The sequence below is a fragment of the Prevotella sp. AM42-24 genome (genome assembly GCF_003461825.1).
In the GTDB taxonomy this organism is placed as follows: Bacteria; Bacteroidota; Bacteroidia; order Bacteroidales; family Bacteroidaceae; genus Prevotella; species Prevotella hominis.
This window is the reverse complement of the sequence record NZ_QTXV01000001.1, coordinates 38,231-62,272: the sequence shown is the minus strand read 5'-3', so window position 1 is coordinate 62,272 and position 24,042 is coordinate 38,231. Positions and strand designations below refer to the sequence as shown.

23 protein-coding genes, 1 tRNA gene and 1 pseudogene are annotated in these 24,042 nt (G+C 41.7%); 10 read left to right on the top strand and 15 right to left on the bottom strand.

The window, feature by feature from the left end:
- Positions 1–18: 18 nt before the first annotated feature.
- Both hisD and hisG read right to left on the bottom strand, forming a co-directional pair.
- Positions 19–1,305 carry a histidinol dehydrogenase gene (gene hisD, locus DW917_RS00285; protein ID WP_118115388.1) on the bottom strand — a complete coding sequence of 429 codons (1,287 nt, stop codon included), beginning with the start codon at positions 1,303–1,305 and terminating at the stop codon, positions 19–21.
- A gap of 98 nt (positions 1,306–1,403) precedes the next feature.
- On the bottom strand, positions 1,404–2,255 hold the full coding sequence (gene hisG / locus DW917_RS00280; RefSeq protein ID WP_118115386.1) for an ATP phosphoribosyltransferase: 852 nt from the start codon (positions 2,253–2,255) through the stop codon (positions 1,404–1,406).
- An 87-nt stretch (positions 2,256–2,342) separates the two neighbouring features.
- Here hisG and DW917_RS00275 point away from each other — a divergent pair, with 87 nt between their 5' ends.
- The 9 genes from DW917_RS00275 (at position 2,343) to DW917_RS00235 (ending at position 14,176) form a co-directional block, all read left to right on the top strand.
- Positions 2,343–3,554 (top strand): transglycosylase SLT domain-containing protein, encoded by a 1,212-nt coding sequence (locus DW917_RS00275; RefSeq protein ID WP_118115384.1) that lies wholly within the window; start codon positions 2,343–2,345, stop codon positions 3,552–3,554.
- Between the two features lie 25 nt (positions 3,555–3,579).
- Positions 3,580–5,013: a sodium:solute symporter gene (locus tag DW917_RS00270; protein ID WP_118115382.1), complete on the top strand. Its 1,434-nt coding sequence runs from the start codon at positions 3,580–3,582 to the stop codon at positions 5,011–5,013.
- A 329-nt stretch (positions 5,014–5,342) separates the two neighbouring features.
- Complete coding sequence (locus DW917_RS00265) at positions 5,343–6,098, top strand: SGNH/GDSL hydrolase family protein (RefSeq protein WP_158570045.1); 756 nt, start codon at positions 5,343–5,345, stop codon at positions 6,096–6,098.
- A 64-nt stretch (positions 6,099–6,162) separates the two neighbouring features.
- Positions 6,163–7,605 (top strand): MBOAT family protein, encoded by a 1,443-nt coding sequence (locus DW917_RS00260; protein ID WP_118115378.1) that lies wholly within the window; start codon positions 6,163–6,165, stop codon positions 7,603–7,605.
- Positions 7,606–7,623: 18 nt separating this feature from the next.
- On the top strand, positions 7,624–8,637 hold the full coding sequence (locus DW917_RS00255; RefSeq protein WP_118115376.1) for a DHHW family protein: 1,014 nt from the start codon (positions 7,624–7,626) through the stop codon (positions 8,635–8,637).
- Positions 8,638–8,689: 52 nt separating this feature from the next.
- Positions 8,690–10,270, top strand: coding sequence for a DHHW family protein (locus DW917_RS00250; protein ID WP_118115374.1), 1,581 nt, complete (start codon positions 8,690–8,692; stop codon positions 10,268–10,270).
- A gap of 1 nt (position 10,271) precedes the next feature.
- A complete protein-coding gene (locus DW917_RS00245) occupies positions 10,272–11,540 on the top strand; it encodes a transglycosylase SLT domain-containing protein (RefSeq protein WP_118115372.1) in 1,269 nt (422 codons plus the stop codon).
- A gap of 129 nt (positions 11,541–11,669) precedes the next feature.
- The gene (locus DW917_RS00240; protein ID WP_118115370.1) at positions 11,670–12,509 is read left to right on the top strand and encodes a prolyl oligopeptidase family serine peptidase; all 840 of its coding nucleotides are present in this window, start codon (positions 11,670–11,672) and stop codon (positions 12,507–12,509) included.
- Positions 12,510–12,607: 98 nt separating this feature from the next.
- Positions 12,608–14,176 carry an ATP-binding protein gene (locus DW917_RS00235; RefSeq protein ID WP_118115368.1) on the top strand — a complete coding sequence of 523 codons (1,569 nt, stop codon included), beginning with the start codon at positions 12,608–12,610 and terminating at the stop codon, positions 14,174–14,176.
- Between the two features lie 337 nt (positions 14,177–14,513).
- Here the strand turns inward: DW917_RS00235 and DW917_RS17130 are convergent, their stop codons facing one another.
- From DW917_RS17130 to trxB, 4 genes and pseudogenes are all read right to left on the bottom strand, one after another.
- Positions 14,514–14,618 (bottom strand): smalltalk protein, encoded by a 105-nt coding sequence (locus tag DW917_RS17130; RefSeq protein WP_233524575.1) that lies wholly within the window; start codon positions 14,616–14,618, stop codon positions 14,514–14,516.
- 93 nt (positions 14,619–14,711) lie between these two features.
- Positions 14,712–14,822: pseudogene (locus DW917_RS00230) on the bottom strand (DNA-binding protein); the annotation flags it as partial.
- Positions 14,823–15,435: 613 nt separating this feature from the next.
- Positions 15,436–15,981 carry a hypothetical protein gene (locus tag DW917_RS00225; protein ID WP_118115366.1) on the bottom strand — a complete coding sequence of 182 codons (546 nt, stop codon included), beginning with the start codon at positions 15,979–15,981 and terminating at the stop codon, positions 15,436–15,438.
- A gap of 13 nt (positions 15,982–15,994) precedes the next feature.
- A complete protein-coding gene (gene trxB / locus DW917_RS00220) occupies positions 15,995–16,927 on the bottom strand; it encodes a thioredoxin-disulfide reductase (RefSeq protein ID WP_118115364.1) in 933 nt (310 codons plus the stop codon).
- A 160-nt stretch (positions 16,928–17,087) separates the two neighbouring features.
- On the opposite strand from trxB, the gene DW917_RS00215 reads away from it, so the two are divergent.
- Complete coding sequence (locus tag DW917_RS00215) at positions 17,088–18,188, top strand: AAA family ATPase (protein ID WP_118115362.1); 1,101 nt, start codon at positions 17,088–17,090, stop codon at positions 18,186–18,188.
- A 172-nt stretch (positions 18,189–18,360) separates the two neighbouring features.
- On the opposite strand, the gene DW917_RS00210 is transcribed toward DW917_RS00215, so the two are convergent.
- From DW917_RS00210 to rsmG, 9 genes are all read right to left on the bottom strand, one after another.
- Positions 18,361–18,431 (bottom strand) — tRNA-Cys (locus DW917_RS00210).
- A gap of 51 nt (positions 18,432–18,482) precedes the next feature.
- Positions 18,483–18,671, bottom strand: coding sequence for a FeoB-associated Cys-rich membrane protein (locus DW917_RS00205; RefSeq protein ID WP_118115360.1), 189 nt, complete (start codon positions 18,669–18,671; stop codon positions 18,483–18,485).
- Positions 18,672–18,676: 5 nt separating this feature from the next.
- The gene (locus tag DW917_RS00200; RefSeq protein WP_118115358.1) at positions 18,677–18,898 is read right to left on the bottom strand and encodes a hypothetical protein; all 222 of its coding nucleotides are present in this window, start codon (positions 18,896–18,898) and stop codon (positions 18,677–18,679) included.
- Positions 18,899–18,911: 13 nt separating this feature from the next.
- The gene (locus DW917_RS00195; protein ID WP_118115591.1) at positions 18,912–19,733 is read right to left on the bottom strand and encodes a hypothetical protein; all 822 of its coding nucleotides are present in this window, start codon (positions 19,731–19,733) and stop codon (positions 18,912–18,914) included.
- A gap of 148 nt (positions 19,734–19,881) precedes the next feature.
- Positions 19,882–20,394 carry a hypothetical protein gene (locus tag DW917_RS00190; RefSeq protein WP_118115356.1) on the bottom strand — a complete coding sequence of 171 codons (513 nt, stop codon included), beginning with the start codon at positions 20,392–20,394 and terminating at the stop codon, positions 19,882–19,884.
- Positions 20,395–20,482: 88 nt separating this feature from the next.
- Entirely contained in the window at positions 20,483–21,967 is a 1,485-nt protein-coding gene (locus tag DW917_RS00185; protein ID WP_118115354.1) for an ATP-binding cassette domain-containing protein, read from the bottom strand.
- A 24-nt stretch (positions 21,968–21,991) separates the two neighbouring features.
- Positions 21,992–22,621, bottom strand: coding sequence for a crossover junction endodeoxyribonuclease RuvC (ruvC, locus tag DW917_RS00180; RefSeq protein WP_118115352.1), 630 nt, complete (start codon positions 22,619–22,621; stop codon positions 21,992–21,994).
- Complete coding sequence (locus DW917_RS00175; protein ID WP_118115350.1) at positions 22,618–23,262, bottom strand: MBL fold metallo-hydrolase; 645 nt, start codon at positions 23,260–23,262, stop codon at positions 22,618–22,620. The genes ruvC and DW917_RS00175 overlap by 4 nt, the downstream gene beginning before the upstream one ends.
- Positions 23,263–23,367: 105 nt before the next feature.
- Entirely contained in the window at positions 23,368–23,991 is a 624-nt protein-coding gene (rsmG, locus tag DW917_RS00170; protein ID WP_118115348.1) for a 16S rRNA (guanine(527)-N(7))-methyltransferase RsmG, read from the bottom strand.
- Between the last annotated feature and the right edge of the window lie 51 nt (positions 23,992–24,042).

The window sequence follows — 24,042 nt, the reverse complement described above, 5'->3', positions numbered from 1 at the left end:
AAGTCGAAATGGACAAAACTATTTGCCAACTTCATCAACTCTCACGCGCATCGCGTTGGCATGAGCTTCCAACTGTTCGTTTTCAGCCATAACAACAACAGCGTTACCGATACTTCTGATACCTTCATCAGTCAAATGCTGGAACGTAATCTTGCGGTTATAACTATCCAGATTGACGCCATTATATGCCAGCGCATAACCATGAGTAGGAAGGGTATGATTGGTACCACTGGCATAATCACCAGCACTTTCGCAAGCATACTGTCCCAAGAATACACTACCGGCATTTACCACTTTCTCCGCCAATTCATCATAATTGCGAGTGGCGATAATCAAATGTTCAGGCGCATAAGTATTGCTGAGTTCAATGGCCTCATCATAATCCTTCACCAAGACAAGTTTAGAATTATCCAAAGACTTGGCAGCCATCTCCTTTCTCGGCAATTGTTCGAGTTGTTTTTCCACCTCATCCTTCACTTTCTCAATCATCTCTTCAGAAGTAGAAATCAGGAAAACCTGAGAATCAACACCATGCTCAGCCTGAGAAAGCAAATCGGCAGCAACAAACACAGGATTACTGGTTTCATCCGCAATAACACATACTTCAGAAGGACCCGCAGGCATATCAATAGCCACATCGTGTAAAGAAACATGTTGTTTAGCAGCCATGACGTACTGATTGCCCGGACCAAAGATTTTATATACCTTAGGAACACTCTCTGTGCCATATGCCATCGCACCAATCGCCTGAACGCCACCGATTTTAAATATCTTGCTCACACCAGCAATCTTAGCCGCCATCAAGATGGCAGGATTCACTTTGCCTTCTCTGTTAGGAGGAGTACAAAGTACGATTTCCTTACAACCGGCTATCTTGGCTGGTGTTGCAAGCATCAGGACCGTAGAAAAGAGAGGAGCCGTACCTCCAGGAATATAGAGGCCAACTTTCTCAATAGCAACACTTTTCTGCCAACAAGTCACACCTGAGACTGTTTCCACCTTTTCTCCATGAAACTGCTGGCTCTGATGGAATGAAGAAATGTTATGATGGGCCAACTCCAACGCATGCTTCAGTTCAAGAGAGACCAGGCTTTCAGCCTCTTCCATTTCTGCATCAGATACAGATAAAGAGTCCAAATGCGCATGGTCGAATTTCTCTTCGTAACGTATAACAGCGCTATCGCCATGATTCTTAACATCATTGAGAACACCTTCTACAGTAGCATTAAGCTCTGAGACATCCAGGTGCGGACGCTTCACTAATTCGTCCCATTCTTCCTTTGCAGGATAACAAATTACCTTCATTCCTTATATTATTAATAATTTACTTTTATATTTGTTTCTAACTTCCAGAACATGAAATCAAAGTTCCGGGTAGAAGACAGATATGATCAAAACTCTTTTTACAAGATCATCTTCTCGATAGGAGTAACCAGAATACCCTGAGCATCCAGCTCCTTGAGCTTTCCGATGATTTCCCAGAATCTCTTCTCATCGAGGACCGTATGGATACTGCACCATTCATCATCAGCCAATGGGATGATTGTAGGACTCTTGATACCAGGCAAGACATCCGTAATTTCCTTCACCTTAGACTTTGGTGCATTCATCATCACATACTTCTTGTCCTGAGCAGAACGCACAGCTTCGAAACGGAACAGCATTTCGTTCAGAATCTGATGCTTCTCATCATCCATATTCCAATTACCGATAAGCAAAGCCTCGCTCTTCATCACGACTTCCACCTCTGCCAAATTATTGCTAACAAGGGTAGAGCCAGAACTTACGATATCAAAGATACCATCAGCAAGACCGATACCAGGACTAATTTCCACAGAACCAGTAATGACATGGATATCAGCCTTGATGCCTTTCTTCTGCATGAAATTGCGAAGGATGTTAGGATAAGAAGTCGCAATTTTCTTGCCATTAAACCACTGCAAACCAGGATAATCAATTTTCTTAGGTATTGCAAGACTCAAGCGACATTTGCTAAAACCAAGACGGTCAATGATCTGGGCATTTTCCCCTTTTTCCACAAATTCATTCTCGCCAACAATACCGATGTCAGCGACGCCGCTTGCTACACTCTGAGGAATATCATCATCACGGAGATACAAAACCTCGAGAGGGAAGTTAGAAGACTGCACCAAAAGAGTGCGCTTAGAAGCACTCACTTTAATGTCTGCTTCTGAAAGTAAATTCATGGTGTCATCGAAAAGACGCCCTTTAGATTGTACTGCTATTCGTAACATATTTCTTCATTTTGTTTAAAAAACATTGCAAAAGTACATCTTTTTGCTTGAATATCCAAAAAAATATGTAATTTTGTAACTTGAAATATGAATAAAGTATATTTATCGGCAATATTTGCATTATTTTGGTTGGTTTGCAGTTGTTCTAATCAGAAAACGCAACCAGATGTTACACCTTGGGGGACACCTATAGGCGAGGAAGATTATTCCAACAACTCCGATCAGACGAAAGGTTTTACGTATGATGATATCGTATCCAATGGAGAATTAATCATGCTGACTGTCAACGGTCCTGATACATATTATATATATAAGAACCGGAATTTGGGTTTGCAATATCTTCTTTGCGAGAAATTTGCCCAGAAAATTGGAGTCAGCCTGAGAGTGGAAGTATGTAAGGACACTACTGAGATGATCAGCAAGTTGGAAAAAGGGGAGGGCGACATTATTGCCGTTCCCTTATCACGCAAGAAAGCGAAAGGAAAATTGCTGTTTTGCGGTCCCAAACAGGATACGACCCAAGAACAATGGGCTGTCATAGGAGACAACAATAGTTTGGCAGACTCTCTGAATGCCTGGTACAAACCGCAATTGACTGCGGAAGTGAAAAGAGAAGAAACTTTCCTCTTATCCTCACAAAGTATCAGACGCCATGTTTATTCTCCTTTCCTGAACAGGTCGAAAGGTGTCATCTCGGAATACGACGGATATTTTCAGCGATATGCTCCTACGGCAAGAATGGATTGGCGCCTGATGGCTGCGCAATGTTATCAGGAGAGTTGTTTTGACCCGAATGCCAAATCATGGGCTGGGGCTTGCGGACTCATGCAGATCATGCCATCTACCGCATCCCATCTGGGACTTTCCATGAACGACATACATCAGCCAGAGGCCAACATCGCTGCAGCATCCCGCTATATGGCTGAACTGCAAGGGCATTTCTCTGACATCCATGATCCAAGCCAGCGAATCTTATATGCCCTTGCTGCATACAATGGAGGTTTCAACCACATCAGAGATGCCATGGCTTTAACCAAGAAATATGGGGGCAATCCATACAATTGGGAGGAAGTAAAACATTTCGTCCTCAAGCTTAGCAATCCTTATTATTATCGGGATCCTGTCGTGAAAAGAGGTTTCATGAGAGGCACGGAGACTGCGGATTACGTAGAGCGCATTCAGAAACGATGGAGCGAATACTGTGGAGGAAATATCAGAAGTGGCAGGAGGATGATTTCACCTCGCAGTTATTATGGCACTCCGACAGAAGCAAAGAAAAAGAATAAATACAAAATTTAAAATCCATTTTTAAACGATTAGAAGAATGATTTTAGTTACAATACTTATCTATTTCTGCATATTGCTGATATTCAGCAAAATCACATCTCGTAAAGCAAATAATGAAACCTTTTACCGGGGAAACCGCAGGTCTCCCTGGTACATGGTGGCCTTCGGAATGGTGGGCGCATCCATCAGCGGCATCACTTTTGTCAGCGTTCCGGGAATGGCATACAAGATGAACATGACCTACCTGCAGATGTGTATCGGTTTTATCTTTGGTTATTTCATCGTAGCCTTTTTCCTATTACCTATATATTATAAGCATAATTTAACGACCATCTATTCTTATCTGAAAGATAGAATGGGCAATCATTCCTATAAGACCGGCGCTTCCTTTTTTATCATTTCCAAAATCATAGGAGCCGCTGTCAGATTTTATGTTGTATGCATCATCCTGCAAAAGTTTGTATTAGACAATTTAGGAATTCCATTCATATTGACAGTCCCCATCATGGTCATGCTGATATGGTTTTATACCCGCAAGGGTGGAATCAAGACATTAGTCTGGACAGATACGTTCCAAACTTTATGTATGTTTTCTGCCTTAATCCTGATTATTTATTATACCATCAAATGCCTGGACTTCACTCCGATGGAGGCTTACCATGCCATTTGTGACAGTAAATATTCGCAGATATTTGTCTTCGACGATTGGGTTTCAAGACAGAATTTCTGGAAGCAGTTCTTAAGTGGAATATTCGTGGTCATAGTCATGACGGGACTTGATCAGGACATGATGCAGAAGAATCTCACCTGCAAGACGCTTCGTGATGCCCAGAAAGACATGTGCACGTATGGCTTTGCTTTCGTACCAGCCAACCTGCTGTTTTTAGCATTAGGCATATTGCTGATATTATTGGCACAAAAGCAGCAAATGCCTTTCCCTGAATCACCGGATGATCTGTTGCCGATGTTTGCAGCATCTGGCTACATGGGCAATATGGTTGTCGTATTTTTTACTATCGGTATTGTGGCAGCCAGTTTTTCCAGTGCTGACTCAGCCATTACGGCGATAACAACCAGCATTTGCGTAGATATCATGGATTCTCCGAAGGATGAAAAGCTGCGAAAATATACACATCTTGGCGTCGCCATTCTGTTTATTATTTTCATCATCCTCTTCAAGCAGATCAACTCAACAAGTGTGATAGATGCCATATACATTATCTGCTCTTACACCTACGGACCCCTTTTGGGAATATTTGGATTTGGAATCTTCACCAAACGAAGAGCCAATGATCAAGTAACTCCCTATATTGCGATTTTGAGTCCGATTATCTGTTATGCAATCGACTGGTACTCATCCCATCATTTGGGCTACAAATTGGGCTATGAATTATTGATGCTCAACGGACTCATCACATTTAGCGGATTATACCTGTTTTCGCATAAAAATAACGCAAAAATCTGTGCGTAGTCAGCCCCACATTTCGGGAAGTCTCATAGTAGTTTTATTTTTGCGTGCCCACGCAAAAAATTCTCCCTGCCCACGCAAAAATTGAAGCAGGAGCATGGATAAAAAAAATCCAGCAGGATATAGAATAGGAAAGAAACAATTCAATTAGTCATAAATACAATCAGGAAAGATAAATTTCGTCTTTCCTGATTTTTTTTCTGAAAGTTTGCATATTAACAAAAAAAACTGTAATTTTGCACCCGATTTAGACAGATAACATTTTGAAAATGAGACTGAAATAAAAAATGAAGATTAAATTGTTTTTAGGGATATTAATGGTCATAGGCTTTATGACTAATATATCAGCAGCCAATCATTCTCACCTGCATGTTGTCTTATTGGGTGATTCCAATACGTTCATAGGTGGAGATGATTGCGACAAAGACAGAGGTTGGAGCAAATGGTTTAAAGAGAGATTTTCCCCTTCTACCTGTAAAAGTTATGCCAGGAGTGGCGCTACTTGGACTAATTGTTCTAAAACAAAGATAAACACAGAGGAATATTCTGAGAAGTTGACGGATAACAATGTCATTTTCAATCAAGTACTGAGATTGATTCAAGCAACTAAAGAAGGCAAGGAGCCTCAGCCTGACCTGATTATGATTATGGCTGGAACGAATGATGCTTGGTTCAAATCTTCCAGACCTCAATTGTTTTCCAAAACTCCACAGCAGGTTTTTTCTGCGACTTCCAATACCGTATTAAGTAAACCGATTCATCAGGTGACCTCCCTTGCAGAATCTGTCAGATACAGTTGCGAAAAGATAAAGGAAGCTTTTCCTGACGCACAGATTGTATTGATAACACCGATGCAGATAGGCAAGCCTGGCGTTACAGGTATTCACAAAATCGGTGACATCATAGAAGAATGCGGCCATTATATGAGCCTATCAGTTATCCGCCTGGATTATGAGGGAACCATTCAGGGGGCAAGAGAAATCAACAATAGGATTTTTACGACAGATGGAGTCCACACCAACAGCAAGGGAGCCAAACGAAATGGTTACTTCATTGCCAACCAATTAGAAAGTCTGTTGTTATATTAATAGAATCAAACAGACACTCAGTCAAAATAGAAAGTTTTACAAAACAAAAATAAAATAAAAAATAATGGTATTTTCCGATTTATTTTTCATCTTTGCATTCTTACCAGCCTTTATGTTGTGCTATCTGTTAGCCTACTTGTTGGATAAGAAATTCTTCAAGACTGGCGAGCACCCAGCAAATGTACGCAATGCGATACTTGTACTGTTCTCACTGATATTTTATGCATGGGGCGAACCAGTATATGTCTTCCTGATGCTGTTCAGTGTCATGATCAACTACTTTGCCGGACTCGGCATAGACAGTCAGCAATCCCACCGCAAAAGGGCATTGGTAATCGGTTTGATATGCAACATCCTATTACTCGGCACTTTCAAATATGCAGGATTCTTTGCAACAACACTCAATTCGATAGGTATTCCAGTAGGCATTCCAAAGATTTCACTGCCTATCGGTATCAGTTTCTATACCTTCCAGTCCATATCCTATCTCATAGATGTATATCGCCGTGAAGCGCCAGCCCAGCGCCGTTTCCAGGACTTGCTTCTTTATATCTCCATGTTCCCGCAGCTGATAGCAGGACCTATCGTCAGATATGATATTGTGGCATTGGAAATCAGAGACAGAAAGGTAAGACAGTATGACATCGTAGAAGGCAGCTATCGTTTCTTGATCGGATTGGGTAAGAAGGTGATTCTTGCCAACCAATTTTCAGAGATAGCAGACCAGTTCCTTGCCAACGGACTTCAGAATTTATCCACCTTTGGAGCATGGGTGGGCATATTAGCCTTCACGCTTCAAATCTTCTTCGACTTCTCAGGATATAGTGACATGGCAATAGGCTTGGGCAGATGTTTAGGCTTTCACTTTGCAGAGAACTTCAAGCATCCTTACTGCTGCACATCCATTTCAGACTTCTGGAGAAAATGGCACATGTCATTAGGTAGTTTCTTCCGCGACTATGTCTATATTCCAATGGGAGGAAACCGACGTCACCAGCCTCTCAACATCTTTGTTGTCTGGTTCTTGACCGGTATGTGGCACGGAGCCAGTTGGAACTTCATCATCTGGGGTCTTTATTTCGGTGTCATCGTGATTGCCGAAAAATATACCTTGCTGAAGGTGCAGGATAAGATACCTTCCTTCCTGCTGCATATATACAGTCTGCTGCTCGTCATCATCGGATGGGGAATTTTCTATTTTGATGACTTTACCAAGATGCAACATTTCTTCGGTGTCTTCATCGGAAATGCCAAGAACGTATATGACTTTGCAGCAGAAAGTGCATGCATGGACAATTTCTGGTTATGGGTGGCAGGTATTCTGTTCTGTCTTCCAGTATATGATACGGTGGCGAAGTGGTATAATAGATACCTGCCAAACAATACAAGGATGAAAAAGAACATCACCCTTGCAACACGCACGGTGGTGTCCATCATACTCCTCACGCTGAGCGTAGCTTTGCTTGTGGGAGCCACCAACAATGCCTTCATTTACACCAGATTCTAATATAAAATATACTCAAAAATGAAAAGATTATATACATTCATAAATACTGCATTATTCTGCTCATTCTGTGCTCAGGCAGTGATGGCAGAAACCCATTCCACATGCTATAAAACCAGAACGGGCATCATCATCAGCAAAGAGAACAACCAGATCAGAGCATTGGAACCTTTTACCGGTTTAGCAACAGGAGGAACATGGTATTCAAATGCCATCAACCAGTATCGGGACACGCTGAAGCATCATGTAAGAATCTATAGCATGATCGTTCCTACCTCTGCAGGTCTATACTGTCCGGAAGAAGCCAAGGAATGGATCCGCGATGAAGAGCCGGTCATCAATAATATGTATCAGCATCTGGAGAAAGGCGTAGAAATAGTAGATGTATATCCAGTACTCAAGCAGCACATGGATGAGGATATTTATTCCCGCACCGATCACCATTGGTCTCCATTAGGAGCATACTATGCAGCCCGTGAATTTGCCCAGAAAGCACAGGTAAAGGTTCCTAATCTGAACGATTTCGAAGAGCGTACCATCCATAATTTTGTGGGAAGTATGTATCATTACTCAAAAGACATCGCAGTAAAGAACTCTCCGGAGAAATTCATTTACTATATTCCTAAAGACAGCAATTATGTTACCACCTATGTCGGTCACAACATGGGTAAGAATAGGGTAGTGGCAAGTCTTACAGCCCCATTCACCGGACCATTCTTCATCAAATACAAGGATGGCAGCAGCAGTGCATATTGCACCTTCATGGGTGGCGATTTGCGCACAACGCATGTCAAGACAGATGTAAGAAATGGAAGAAAACTGATGATTATCAAAGATAGCTATGGCAATGCCTTGCCAGGATACCTTTTCGGTTCATTTGAGGATATTTATGTAGTAGATTTCAGATATTTCACAAAGAATATCGTCAACTATGTCAATGACAATCAAATCACAGATATACTCTTCGCCAACAACTTGCAGCATGCCTATGCAAAATCCACGACAAGAGGCTTCGAGCGAATGTTACGCCAATAACGCAAATGAAGAAATAAATAGATTGTGATATTTAACTATTGCATTTAAAGTCATGAAACAGAATTATATATACATATCAATCATGAGTATGGTGTTCTTAGGATTCACCATCGTTTTCCTGTTTTTCCCTCGGAGCACATACTCAGCACTTGAAAAGAGAGAGCTTGCCAAATTTCCAAAATATTCACTGGAAAGTTTGAAGTCGGGTGAATTTACCAAGAGCATCAATTCCTGGTTCAGCGACAGTGAACCTTACCGTGATGTGTTCATGTCTATGAGTATGCAGGAAAAGGATCTCATCAGCATGTCTGTAGGAGAAGAAAAAGTGACCTTCCATGCATCAGCAGATGCCACCGAGACATCGGGTCCTACAGATGAAGAACTGGAAATGGGAGAAAGAAACGTAGGTAAATACAAGAATAATATTACGGCAGAAGAGAATGCCAAAATCGCCAACCGTGGTATTATCATCGTGGGTAAAGGAAAAGAGGTAAGAGCTTTGATGGCTTATGGCGGTAGTTCCAAGGGTGGTGTGGATTATGCCCAGTCTGCAAATGAATACAAGAAGGTATTCGGACCAAAGGTAAATGTATATTGCATGGTCATACCGACTGCAGTAGATTTCTATTGTCCTGATAAGGCTAAGGGATGCTCCAATGAGGAACGCCCAACCATCAACAATATCTATGCTCACTTAGACAAGGATGTTCATGCCGTAGATGTCTATACTGCACTGGGCAAACATGTGGCAGAAAACATCTTCCTCAGAACCGACCATCACTGGGCACCTCTTGGAGCTTTCTATGCCGCTCAGCAATTCGCTAAAGTGGCAAAGGTTCCATTCAAGCCGCTTTCAAGTTATGAAAGAAAAGTGGTACATGGATACGTAGGAAGTATGTATGGCTATTCTCATGATATTTCCCTGAAGAATGCCCCGGAAGATTTCGTCTATTATGTTCCAAAGAACGTAAAATACGAAACCTATTATACGGATTATAAAATCAACCGCAACTACGAGGTCATAGGCGAAGGCAAACCATACAAAGGCATCTTCTTCTATAAGTATAAAGACGGCAATGGTGGCGCCTACTGTACCTTCATGGGCGGTGACACCCGAATTACCCGGGTGAAAACCAATGTCAACAATCATCGCCGTGTCATGATTCTGAAGGATAGTTTCGGAAATGCTCTTCCAGGCTACCTGTTCTATTCTTTTGAGGAAATCCATGTAGTCGATTATCGATATTTCACCAAGAATATGCGCAAATATGTCAGCGATAATAAGATAACTGATATTCTGTTTGCCAACAATATCTTCAATGCATATTCTAATAAGATATGCAAGAAATACACGAGATTCCTCCATCAGAATGGCACCATCTTGCCAAGCAACAGTTCTGTAAGCACTTCATCCAAGTCAACAACTGCAGATTCTGCCAAAAAGCAGAAAGGCACACACGCTACTCCTGCTTTGAATGAAACGCTTGATGCAAAGAAGGATTCACCTAAAGAACAGAGCAGTCATCATGATGCCAACAAGAAGCATGATAAACAACATGACAATCAGCATGTAGAAAAACAGAAACCGGAATCCGTGCCTACAGAATCTGGCGACAAGCAACCGGTAGAATAAGATGAAAACAGGAAGCTATTTTGAGACGGCAATACTCACCATCTGTCTGTTGTCCTTTACCGCATCATGCAAAACGGAAAATAAGAAGACGGAATATACGCCTTGGGGAACGGTGATAGAGGATGGAGAGACTGGTGATGCTGAGGCTTCAGACTCCAGTTCCTTTGCCAGTAACTTCTCGCTTGCTGATATAGAAAACAATGGAGAACTGATCATGCTGACCCTGTCAGGTCCTTCCACCTATTATGATTATAAGGGAGTGGGCTTAGGTATGGACTACTTGCTCTGTGAGAAATTTGCCAGTTCCATAGGCGTTTCGGTAAGAGTCGAACTCTGCAAGGATACGCTTGACATGATCAACAAACTGAAAAAGGGCAAGGGTGATTTAATCGCTTATCCGCTTAAGAAGGGGAAACGCAACGATATTGCCTATTGCGGTGCCTACCAGACATCGAAAGAGAAAGATTCTGACCAGACGACCGCCTCAGTCCAATGGGCAGTCAACAAGGGAAACAAATCTCTGGAAGAAGCGTTAAACCATTGGTTTACGCCCCATATCTTGGCTAACGTCCAAAAGGAAGAAAAGAGGATACTTTCAGAAGGTCTTATCATCCACAAAGTATATGCTCCAATGATCAATGCAGCAGGAGGCGTCATCAGCAAATACGACCATTTGTTTAAGAAGTATGCCCCTATGGCACGAATCGACTGGCGACTGATGGCAGCCCAATGCTATACGGAGTCTGGTTTTGATACCTATGCAAAATCATGGGCAGGCTATTGCGGACTGATGGCCATCATGCCTGGCACTGCCAAGGAATTAGGCATCCCCGTTTCCTCACTCACCAATCCGGAAATCAACATCTCCGCTTCGGCTACGTGCATGGCGAAATTCGAGCGTATGTTCCAGGATATAGGCGACCCATTCGAGCGTCTGAAATTCCGACTTGCAGCCTATAATGCAGGACCATGGCATATCCGAGATGCGATGGCACTGACACGTCAACACGGCAAGAATCCGCATCGCTGGGATGATGTGGCAGAGTCAGTACTCAAGCTCAGTGATCCTACCTATTATAAATTGCCAATCATCAAATGTGGCTATATGCGTGGAAGTGAGACCGTCAATTACGTTTCCAAAATCATGCAACGATGGTCAAGCTATTGTGGATCAGCAAGAGGAGGAGTTTCTACAGGAAATGGTTTATCACCTGATTTTGACCATTCCATACCGCAGCGGGCCACCAAGAAGTACAAATATCATGTCTGACTCCAACTGGTTGAGAACAAACCTCATAGTTTGTGAAAGCATATTAACTTGTTGCAAAGTATATGAAATAATGCAGGAAATCCAAGACAAATCTTGGTTTTCTGCATTTTTTATTGTAATTTCGCCAACATGAAAAAGATATTTTGTTTGACTATATTATTGCTTTCCGTCTTAAAGATATCTGCATACGATTTTCTTAGGGCAGTAAAGAATGAGATACCTGGAGGCTATAACTTCTGGGTTTATACACCAGTGGATTATTTCTATACGCAGGAGCAAACGCCAGTGATTATCTTCCTTCATGGTGCCAGTCTATGCGGTCGCAACCTTGAAAGAGTAAGAAGATACGGACCGCTGGATGCCATTGTGAAAGGCCGAGATATTGATGCCCTGACGCTTGTGCCTCAAAACCCTGGAGGTGCTTGGAGTCCCAAGAAAGTGATGGATATGCTTGATTGGGTGAAGCAGCATTATTCCTGTGACACCACCCGTGTTTATGTTTTAGGCATGAGTTTGGGAGGATATGGAACAATGGATGTCTGCGGCACCTATCCCGACCGTATTGCAGCAGGAATGGCGCTCTGTGGCGGTTGTTCCCTGAAAGACGTAAGCGGTTTGGGGAAACTTCCATTTTGGATTATCCATGGTACAGCCGACAGAGCCGTTCCTGTAAAGCAATCCAAAGTAGTAGTAGATAAATTAAAACGTGACGGAAATGATACGCGCTTAATTTATGATTGGTGGCAAGGTGCCAATCATGGAATGCCAGCCCGCGTTTTCTACATGAAGAAAACCTATCAATGGCTTTTCTCACACACGCTGAATGATCCTGACCGCCCTGTAAATCGTGATATAGACATCAGCATGGGGGATGTAAGGAATGCTTATGATGGTGTAAACCGTAATGCGCCGAAACCCGAGCTCATCGATGGTCCAAGCGTGATCAAGAATGAGGGAAATGAGTATTAATGGGGGAATAGGAACGATTGATAATTAATTGAATTTATATTTGGCTAATTTAGATTTTCTTTGTAATTTAGCAGCGCAAACGTAAGACATGTAAGAATATGGCTAAAATAGTAAATAAATATCCAGTAGGAATACAGACTTTTGAAGAAATCCGCACGAAGAATTATCTTTATATAGATAAGACTAAATATGTTGTTGATTTTAGAGAAAAAGGTATGAAATATATCTTTCTGAGTCGGCCAAGACGATTTGGAAAATCTCTTTTTGTCTCTACGCTTCAGGCCTATTTCGAGGGAAGAAAGGAACTTTTCGAAGGATTAGCCATTGCTGATTATGAGAAAGAATGGGTGAAACATCCTGTTTTACATTTTGACATGAGTGGAGCCAAGCATTTTGATGCAGATGCTTTGAATAATTATCTGAATCTGGAACTTTTACCCTACGAAAAACTGTATGGTAAGGGCGAAAGCGAGATTTATCCTAATGAAAGACTGGAAGGAATCGTAAAACGTGCTTATGAACAAACGGGCGAAAAGGCAGTAGTCATCATTGATGAATATGATGCACCTTTATTAGATGTGGTGCACGAGAAGGAGAACCTGCAATCTCTCCGTCGCATCATGCAGAATTTCTATAGTCCTCTGAAAAAGCTCGACCCATATCTTCAGTTCTGCTTCATCACAGGTATTACCAAGTTTTCGCAGCTCAGTATCTTCAGTGAGCTCAACAACCTTGACAATATCAGTATGTTCGACCAGTATTCCGCCCTCTGCGGTATCAGCAAAACGGAGCTTACAACGCAGATGAAACCGGATGTTGAGGCATTGGGCAAAGATCTTGGCATGACGTATGAGGAATGTCTGGCAGAGTTGACACGATTCTATGACGGTTATCATTTCAGCGAGAGATCAGAGGATGTCTTCAATCCGTTCAGCCTGGTAAAGGCGCTGAATGCGCGCAAGATAGCTCCTTATTGGTTTGGTTCTGGTACACCAACTTATCTTGTCAAGACGTTGCAGAAGTATCATGTCAATGTAATGGATATTGAGAAAAAGTCATGTGATGTAGATGACTTTGATGTTTCACCAGAAATGATGACTTCAGCACTTCCGCTGCTATATCAGAGCGGTTATCTCACCATCAAGAAGTATAACCCTATATTGCAACGTTATACTTTGGAATATCCTAACAGAGAGGTTAAAATTGGTATGCTCAAGAGTCTTGCACCCAACTATCTTTCACCAATATCTCTTGACAACAACAGTCTGGTCGGTGATTTCTTGGAAAAGCTTTATGATGCAGATGTAGAAGGAGCAATGGTTCGCCTGAAGGCATATCTTGCCAGTATCTCAAATCGCTTGAGCAATAAGAACGAACGTGATTTCCAGACGGTATTCTATCTCATATTCAACCTGATGGGTGCCTATATGAGAGTAGAAGAAAACAGTTCGATAGGTAGGGCAGATGCAGTTGTGTATATGCCTGATGCAGTATATGTTTTCGAGTTGAAGTATGATGGCTCTGCCGAGGATGCAATCAGGCAGATAGATGACAAGGGATATTTGATTCCTTATTCTGCTGATGGCAAGCGCCTGTTTAAAATCGGCGTGAATTACGATAGTAATCAGCGAACGATAGGTGAGTGGATAATCAGGGAAGGTCAATAAAGCCCTTTCTTCAAAATCAACTCTATTTGCAGCAAAGTTTTCGCATATATTTGGGTAAATGGGGTGAGTCTTGCGACTGGACCCCATCTATTTTTTATATATGTAGGTATTATAGCCATTTGATTCGTAATACCAGAAAATGATTTTGACCAGAAATGACCATGACCGGGGATGACCGGAATTCTTTAAATCATTTCCGTTCATGTTATAATCCAACAAAGCCCCCAGCTATCTCAGCTGAGGGCCCACAATCCCTTATAATCTAATGAAAAACATACGATATAAAAAGAAATATTTGAGAAACGGAATTTCTATCCTAATACTTTGTTTACTTACGCTATCCCATACAACTCGAAATTCCAAGCGAGGTTGCAAGTGCCGTAAGAATGCTGATAGCGATTTGAAGAATGGTCTTCCATGTGTCTGCTTTCATTTTACTCATTTTGATTCGATTTTAAAAGGTTAAACTTAAATTCTTTGTGTGTTTCACATGAGGTTAATTTCCCATGGTCTGTTAGGACTTCGGGAGGAGTGGGGCGCCCTTGGATGAGAGAACGATGGAGAAATCACCGAGATCGCCGAGGCGGATTTTCTTGCCTTCAAGGAGCTGCTCTCTCATGCAATCCACGGTCATGTCGAGAATGGCGGGTTGGCGTTCACTGAACGCATGGTAATACTGTAGTTAATCATACTTTTGTGTGTTTAGATGGTTGATATTTCAATTACCCAGAAGCCTCATTTCTTGCCCTTATTTTGGGCGTCATTGACGACCGACGCCTGTCGTCTATTAAGACCAAGGTTTGTCGTCTATTAAGACCGACATCTGGTACAAGAGAAGCTTTCTTTCGATTGCCGGTGCAAAGGTACAACAATTTGGAGTTAAAAACAAATTTTTGGGCTACAGATTTTTCAGTGGCGTATGTAAGTATTTGACTGATAGCACTTTACAACGATATTCGGGAAATCAATTGCTGCATTTTGATAGAATTGGAAGAAAATGAAGGCTTGTGACTCAGAATTTTAGAAAAGCGGTCATTTGGTCATGGTCATGTTCGGTCAAAATCATTTTCATTTTTCTTCCTATCATGCCTCCATCCATGGTCACAACGAGTTTGGCGCAAGATCTGTCCTTGCTTCGAAAAGTCTTAAAGCATGAAAGATAAAATATATGAAAAGCACGGCTAAGGAAGAGTATGATACCTTAGCCGCGCTTTAAATGGTCTTACTTATTTGCCCAAAAAGTAAGTTTAATGATCATCTCATGACAGCTGAGTCATATGATAGCCTAATGCTTTCAATTCAATGGCAATTCCCATCAAATACATCTGATGCAATGCAGCGATAAAAGCTCTAAATGCAGTCTCTGTACCTGGTTCTATTCCCATATGAGCCAATTGATTCAATGTACGGGAAGCACATTCTGCCACCACACGATTCATATTCTGATGAGATTCCTCATCCAAAAGAAGTATTTTCTCACAGATGTAATCATCCATGTGATCAAAATCAATACTATTTTTCAAGTATTCATAATGATTCTCTACCTTACTATACAACTCCCAATCTACATCCCAATATTTAGCCATTGCCATTCCTACAAACATAATCCAACCGAGTGATACGGTAGGATATTTTGTAAATTCCTTCATTGCATCTGGCAAATAGTTTTCACCAATCTTTGCCCAGAGTTCTTCCAAATCTGGAGCTTCTGGCAAATGTTCATCTACTCGATTAATAGAACATAAATACTGGTGAAGATCACGCTTGAAGATTTCCTCGAAATTTGTATTCTTATCAATTATCATGACAATCTTCCGATTAAAGCTGTTGTAAATATCGGTCTGCCTCAATAGCTGCTTTTGCACCAGAACCTGCAGCAACAATTCCCTGACGATAAACTGGGTCTGCCACATCACCTGCTGCAAAAACACCAGGTACATTCGTGCTCGCAGTGCCAGGAACAACCTTGATAAATCCCTGCTCATCCAAGTCGATGTAGTCCTTAAACAACTCTGTATTAGGCTTATGACCGATTGCCAGGAAGAAACCATCTATAGCAATATCAAATTCTTCCTCATCACTTTCGCCCTTGCGCTTCACAAGGTGAGCGCCTTCTACACCATTTTCACCAAAGAGTCCTAATGTATTTGTTTCAAAAAGAATCTCAATGTTCTCTTTCTCCTTCACGCGCTGCTGCATAATCTCAGCGGCTCTAAGATAAGGTTTTCTTACAATCATATAGACTTTCTTAGCTAGTCCGGCAAGATACATGGCCTCTTCGCAGGCAGTATCTCCACCACCAACTACAGCTACAGTACGCTTACGATAGAAGAAACCGTCACAGGTGGCACAAGCAGAAACACCTTGTCCGCGATATTTTTCCTCATCAGCCAAACCTAAATATTTGGCTGAAGCACCTGTAGCGATAATGACTGTATCAGCAAGGATTTCATTTCCACGCTCGTCAACAACATGGTAAGGGCGCTTACTGAAATCTACCTTAGAAATACTACCATCACGGATATCGGCACCAAAACGAGAGGCCTGTTCCTTCAAGTCCATCATCATCTGGTTGCCATCCACACCATTAGGATAGCCAGGGAAATTCTCTACGATTGTAGTGGTGGTCAACTGGCCACCTGGCTGAATACCTGAATAAAGAACGGGTTTCAAATCAGCTCTTCCTGCATATATGGCTGCTGTATATCCAGCAGGACCACTTCCAATAATCAAAGTCTTAACTTGTTCCATAGTTTTTATATTTATTTTATGCAAAGATACGGCAAATCACATGAACTGCAAAATATTTCCCTTTCTTTTTTATACTTTATACTAATATTATGCGAAATTTGGATATAATCCAGATATTTTTTACTAACTTTGCAAACAAAATAAAGAAAATAAATACGAAATGAATACTATTAAGAAAATCGTGCTTACCGGTGGACCATGTGCCGGTAAGACTACTGCACTGGTGAAAGTTATTGAGCATTTCTCCAGCCTGGGATACAAGGTTTTCACGATCCCTGAGGTGCCTACGATGTTTACGCAGGCAGGTATGAATTATTTGACATCCAACAAAGATTTCTTCTACGTTGGAGAGAAAGCTACACTCCTGACCCAACTGCATCTCGAAGACAGTTTTTACAAAATGGCACAGACACTCGAACAACCTGTTCTCATCGTCTGCGATAGGGGAGTAATGGACATCTCGGCTTATCTTTCACCGCAACAATGGCAAGATATTATCGGAGAAGTAGGCTATACGCAGACTCAACTCAGAGACGAGAGATATGATGCCATACTTCACTTGGTTTCTGCTGCGGATGGGGCTGAGCAATTCTATACAACAAGCAATAATGCCCAGCGCCTGGAAAAGGCTGACGAAAAGGGACTTCAAATTGCCCGCGAACTGGACAAGCGGGTCATTGAAGCATGGACGGGTCATCCACATCTGAGAGTGATCAACAATCATGAAGACTTTGACAACAAGCTGAATCGCGTGCTCAAAGAGATTTCTAATGTACTTGGAATTCCTCAGCCAATAGAGGAGGAACGAAAGTATATTGTCAAATTGACTGGCAATGTGCCAAATAGTATTGACAGCGATATTGTACAGACATACTTGGCTGGTGAACCTAATTGCGAAATTCGTTTGCGCAAGCGCCGCTTTGAAGAAAAGGAAGTATTTGTACATACTACCAAGAAGAGAATATCTGACACTGAACAGATTGAAACAGAACGCCAGATAAGCAGTAATCTTTATGAGTCGCTTCTCCAGCAGGCGGATCCTTACCGCCAAACCATCAAGAAGCACCGCAAGAGTTTTATCTGGAAAGGTCAGTATTTTGAATTGGATTCCTTCGAATCTCCTATCAATGATCTGATAATACTTGAAACTAAGGGTATTGCAAAACAAGAGAGCGTGAAATTTCCGCCATTCATTCAAGTTGTAGAAGACATCACGGGTAATACCAAATACTACAATTATAATATTGCCTTGAAAAAATAAAAGCATTTCATCAATTACCCACGGATTTCAGAGATTGACACATTTTTTGAACCCCAAATAAATCTGTGTAATCTGTGAAATCTGTGGGATTTTTTATGCCAATAGAGATTTGGCTAATGATGAACAAAAAAAGATGTGTCATAAACTTATGACACATCCTCTTGATTTTTCGAGGTGTCTAGCGGAGTCGAACCGCTCTACACGGTTTTGCAGACCGTTACCTAACCGCTCGGTTAAGACACCTTGTAGATTGAGATATTGTATTTCTCATTTGCGGTTGCAAAGGTACTACTTTTATTTGGTTCCACCAAATTTTTTCCCAACTTTTTCTTGTTTTTTTTCACATTTCTCGAAAAAAGGGCATCCAGCGCACTTATAATCGTCACATTTCAGCTGAGATTTGCCATTTTTCCATATAATAATAGTGGCATACACAAGGCATGCCACTATTACTATTCCTATTATGATGTATTGAAATACCATAAAGATTAACCTACGGCATTATAACCGTTTGTAGAATTCTTGCGCATGATGTCGCGGATGTTCATCTCCTTGAAACCATCAGCACGCTTCATTTCTTCCAATTCCTTCTCTTCCTCAATATCCTTTTCAGAACGAGTGAAAGTGAAAGCCTTATACTTAAACTCAGCAATAGCCCATCCGACAAGGGCTACAACAACTAAAGCTATTAAACCAATTAATGCATTCATTTTATTTTATTTTTTAATAATCTTCATCGTCTGCGACATCATTAGCATCATCAAGACCTAAATTTTCAGGATCCTCAAATGTAGTACGATAACTTTCCTCTGTCAGTTTGTCATCATCGAAAGCATCATCATCTTCATCGATATCATTGTAATGATCCTCAATCTCTGGTGCATCCTCATCGTCGTCATCTTCTTCTGCACGAGCACGAAGTTCGTCTTCGCGATCCAATTCATCATCATCGGCAAACTTCATGCGTACTTTCTCAACCTGAGGTTTCGCCTTGGCAAAAATAGCCTCGGTCCAGGTTCCCTTAGGAATTTCCAGCACTTCGAAGCCATCATCCATTTTCTTCTCGTAGAGACCACCTGGCTTGTGAAGACGATCCTTAGGGAGGGTAGTTGTGCTGATATCAAAACCACTCTGGATGATATCTTGGATACTCTGTGGGAGAGATTCCCAGCCACCACCAAAGTTACGTTCCAACACTTCGATGAGTTTTGTAGCACTTATGTGACGGATATTCTCATAAGTCAAATCGGTAACACGAAGAATTGGACGCTTCTTGATAGCATACTTTACATTCATATCATCGATACGGAAGTTTCCGATTTTAAAACCTCTCTGGATATATTTATCAATTACGATAGGCTTATCGATTTTGATTTCCTCTATTTCGAAGGCACTACGGATGACATCCACATAGCGGCGCTGATTATCTTTCAAATCAGTATCCTTCTCAGCAGCTTCCCAGAGACGGAACACATCGTTCTCCTGTATTTCCCAAACACTTGACTTGGTCAAGGTCTTGAGACTCATATTTTTTTCCTTTTTCATCATAAATTCTCTTTTATTTTGCAAAAGTAATTACTTATTTTTTAATATGCAAATTTTATGAGATATTTTTCATCATTCCATATATATAATAAGGTGTACCTTCACAAATATTCCATATATTATATAAGGTGTACCGCTTCTATACCATTTAAATACCACTCCAGTCAATGGTACGGATGAAGGCCAAGGTCTTAACCCAATCGCAATCTATACAGAACTGGATAGGGTAGTCCTTACGGTCATAATAAGCCAAGGTCACCTCTGTATCAGTATCATTGAACAACTTATGATTGCGAGTAGCCTGCTTGAACAAGTTTGTGACAACATCTCTGTTTTTCTTTTTGGCCTCAGAAAAACGCTTCTGATAGAGAGTGACATATTGATTCATGGCCAGAGCCTGTTCATTGAGTACCTGAATGGTGCTATTCACCTTCTTCAAATCCACATTCTTGCCAAGCAAATCTGCAGGTTGCAATAATTTGGAACGAAGATAGGTCATGGCATCATACTTGAAAACGGCAGTCTTGCGTACTTCGAGACTTTTGGTAGTATCATTAACAGTAGCAAGCGATGTCTTCACGATTTCATTGAGCACATCCTGTGCCGAAGCCGGTGCAAACGTGAGCGCCATGAGCGCCATTGCTATGATCATCCTTTTCATTTTTTCCTATTTAAAAAATTAATATTAAAGACCTTTTAAATCCATATCAAAACCCTTTCACAAAAAGTGTCAAAGACTTTCACTATGATCAGGCATGACGAATCAAGAAGATGCTGTGATCAATACAAGCAGGCAATTCTTCCTTATAATGGGTCACCATAATCATGGTCTTGTTCTTTCGCTTGCAGAACGCCTCGATGACATCTTTCACCAGCCGACGATTCACATTGTCAAGACCATGAAGTGGCTCATCAAGGATAAGAAGTTCAGGATCCTTCACGAATGCACGAGCCAGCAAGACCAGACGCTGCTCACCACTGGAGAGTTTGAGAAAACCTGCTTCTTCCTTTCCTTCCAATCCAAAGACCTTCATCCAGAAACGGCAGATATCCAAATCCTCATCCTTAGGTTTGACATAAAGTCCTACAGAATCCATCAAACCACTTGCTACGATACGGATGGCAGGAAGATCTCGCTGATAGGAGCGATGCAGCTCCGGAGAAACATAACCTATATGCTTCTTAATGTCCCAGATGCTTTCACCACTTCCACGTGGATTACCAAAGAGGGCAATATCACAAGCGTAACTCTGCGGATTATCAGCACAAACCAAACTCAAGAGGGTAGATTTTCCGGCTCCGTTCTGTCCGCTCAATGCCCATCTTTCTCCATTCAGAACAGTCCAGTCCAAATCCTTCAGAATAATGCGTTCACCATATTGGATGCGAACCTTATTCATCTTGACAACCTCCTCATTGTGATATTCGCGCTCACTATATAGTAAATCCACAATGGCCTGCTCCAATTCAGAACTTAAGATGTGATCAGGAACGGGCTGTCTCATCTTCAAATACTCCTCTTTGGTCACCTTTGGCAAAACTTTCATATCTTTCACTTCCACAACATGTGTGATGAAATCAGGAATATCATCGCTCTTGCTCAAGACCAGAATGATTTGCAGCGCACGTTCCGAAGAGAGTGTTTTCAGAAGCTCTTTCAACTGATCACGGGTATCTGCATCAAGTCCGATAAACGGATTATCCATGATCAGCACGCGTGGTTCTGCGAAGAGGGTAGAAGCCAGTTTGAATTTTCTCAACTCTCCACTGGACAAAAGTATCGTATATTTGTCGAGCAAATGCTCCATGTGGAAGAGTTCATAAATGTGCTTTTGCAGGGCACGTCGCTCTGGCGTATCCTCTCCAGCCATCTGATAAGCTTCCTCCAGTTTGTCTCTGACAATAGGAGTGGACTCATCTATCTCCAATTGGTTCCAGCGCTGCTGCAAGAAATAAGTGCGGTCATTATCACCGCCATAGGTATCTCGGAAAGTAATATATTTGATATTATCACTCACCATCGGCTTGTTGCTCGGTGAGAAATCATAATATGGATCATGCATTACCAGAGGATGGCGACCCACTATCATATCCACAAACATAGATTTTCCACCTCCATTAGGACCTACGATGGCAATATGTTCACCTTCACAAGCCTCAAAATTGACAGGCTCAGCCATACGCCATTCCGGCATACGCGTAACGCCATTTTCTATTTTGATAATTGTTTGCATCTTCTTATATCTTTATAATCAAAATTATTTATGTGTTGTACGATTGAGAGCAACCATCAACTGGGCTCTCGGTCCCGTCACAGGGGCGCTGCCAGCAACCCTTGCTTGATTTTTCGAAGCATAATCCTTCCAGCTGCAATAATGCCGGGCATTGGTTTCTGGCTTGCCCATTTGCAGGAAATGACAATAAGCTGCACCCAAGGCATCCGTAGCATCCATGAATTTCGGCATATCCTCGTCACTGATGTGCAGCATCCTTTGCAGCATGCCCGCCACCTGTTCCTTGGAAGCCTGTCCCTGTCCCGTAATGGCCATCTTGATTTTCAGAGGGGCATACTCATGAATCGGCACATCATGATGGATAGCTGCAGCTATGGCTACTCCCTGAGCCCGCCCCAATTTCAGCATAGACTGGACGTTCTTTCCAAAGAAAGGAGCCTCGATGGCCATCTCATCCGGGAGATACTCATCAATGATACCGGTAACACGCTCGAAGATTTTACCCAATCGAAGATAAGGATCACTCTCCTTGCGCATATCGATGACACCCATGACTACCAGCTGAGCCTTATTGCCTGTCACTCTGATGACCCCATAGCCCATCACATTGGTTCCTGGGTCAATACCAAGAATGATTTTTTCTACTTGATTCATCGATCCATATACGGATTATGAGCGAGTTCTTCGCCGATGCTCGTTGCCTGTCCATGTCCTGGCAATACTTTTACATCATCAGGCAACTGGGCCAGAAAACGGAGACTGTTGATAATCTGGAACATAGAACCGCCTTTAAAATCTGTTCTGCCAATAGAACCACGGAAAAGTGTATCGCCCGTAAAGGCTACCTTTTCATCGGCACAGTAGAATGTGACTGAGCCACGGGAATGACCAGGAGTGAGGATGATTTCAAACTGATGGTTTCCGAAACGGATCACTTCATTTTCTTCAAAGAAATGACCTACGGGAGGAAAATCGTAATCCAACTGCATCTGATAGAAAACCTCAGCCTGCTGCTTCAGGTTCTTCATCAGACTCTCATCTGCTGCCGACACTTCCGGTTTCAACCCAAAAGTTTCATGGATCGTATTGTTGCCGAAATTATGATCAAGATGTCCATGGGTTACAAGAAGATGAACCGGCTGAAGGTTATTCTCCTTGATATAATTGACAATGGCAGTTCTTTCTTCCGGATAAAAAGCTCCGCAATCAATGATGACACACTCACGGGTTTCATCACTAACCACATAGCAATTCTCCTGAAGCATGTTTACTTCGAATTTTTCAATATGTAACATCGAATATTCTTTTAAATAATTAGAAACATTTGTATAATCAAAAACTCTTAAGAGACCTTTCCATGAAAGACTCCATCATTTGTTCAGCAGAATATGTGCAATCTATCACGCCGGCACATATACCAACTGCTTATCCTGCTTGAACCATTCTTCCTCAAAGAAATCACTCAACGGAGTAATCTCTGCAATATTTTTATATTGCTTCAATTCTTCCTGAAGGTTTCCACCTTTCAAGCAAAGAAGACCATTAGGGAGGGAATTTTGCTGGGATTTTTTGAAATTCTTCTTGATAATTTTCATCAAATCAGGAAGTTGCATCACTGCACGACTGACCACAAAATCATATTTTCCCTTTTCCTCCTCACCGCGGATATGCTCCGCCTTCAGATTTTCCAGTCCAATAGCAGCAGCTACCTCATTACAAACCTTGATTTTCTTGCCAGTTCCATCAATCAATTTGAATTTGCATTCAGGAAAAAGAATAGCAAGAGGAATGCCTGGGAATCCTCCACCGCATCCGAAATCCAGGATTTCAGAACCCGCACGGAAATGGATGGCTTTCGCTATTGCCAAGGAATGCAGCACATGATGTTCGTAGAGATTGTCTATATCCTTGCGGCTGATTACATTGATTTTTGCATTCCAGTCACGATAGAGAGAATCCAATTTTGATATCTGTTCTTTTTGCTTATCCGTGAGATTCGGAAAGTATTTCTCGATTATCTTCATACCTTATATATTATTATTTGAGTGCAAAAATATAAAAAAAATACGAAATAA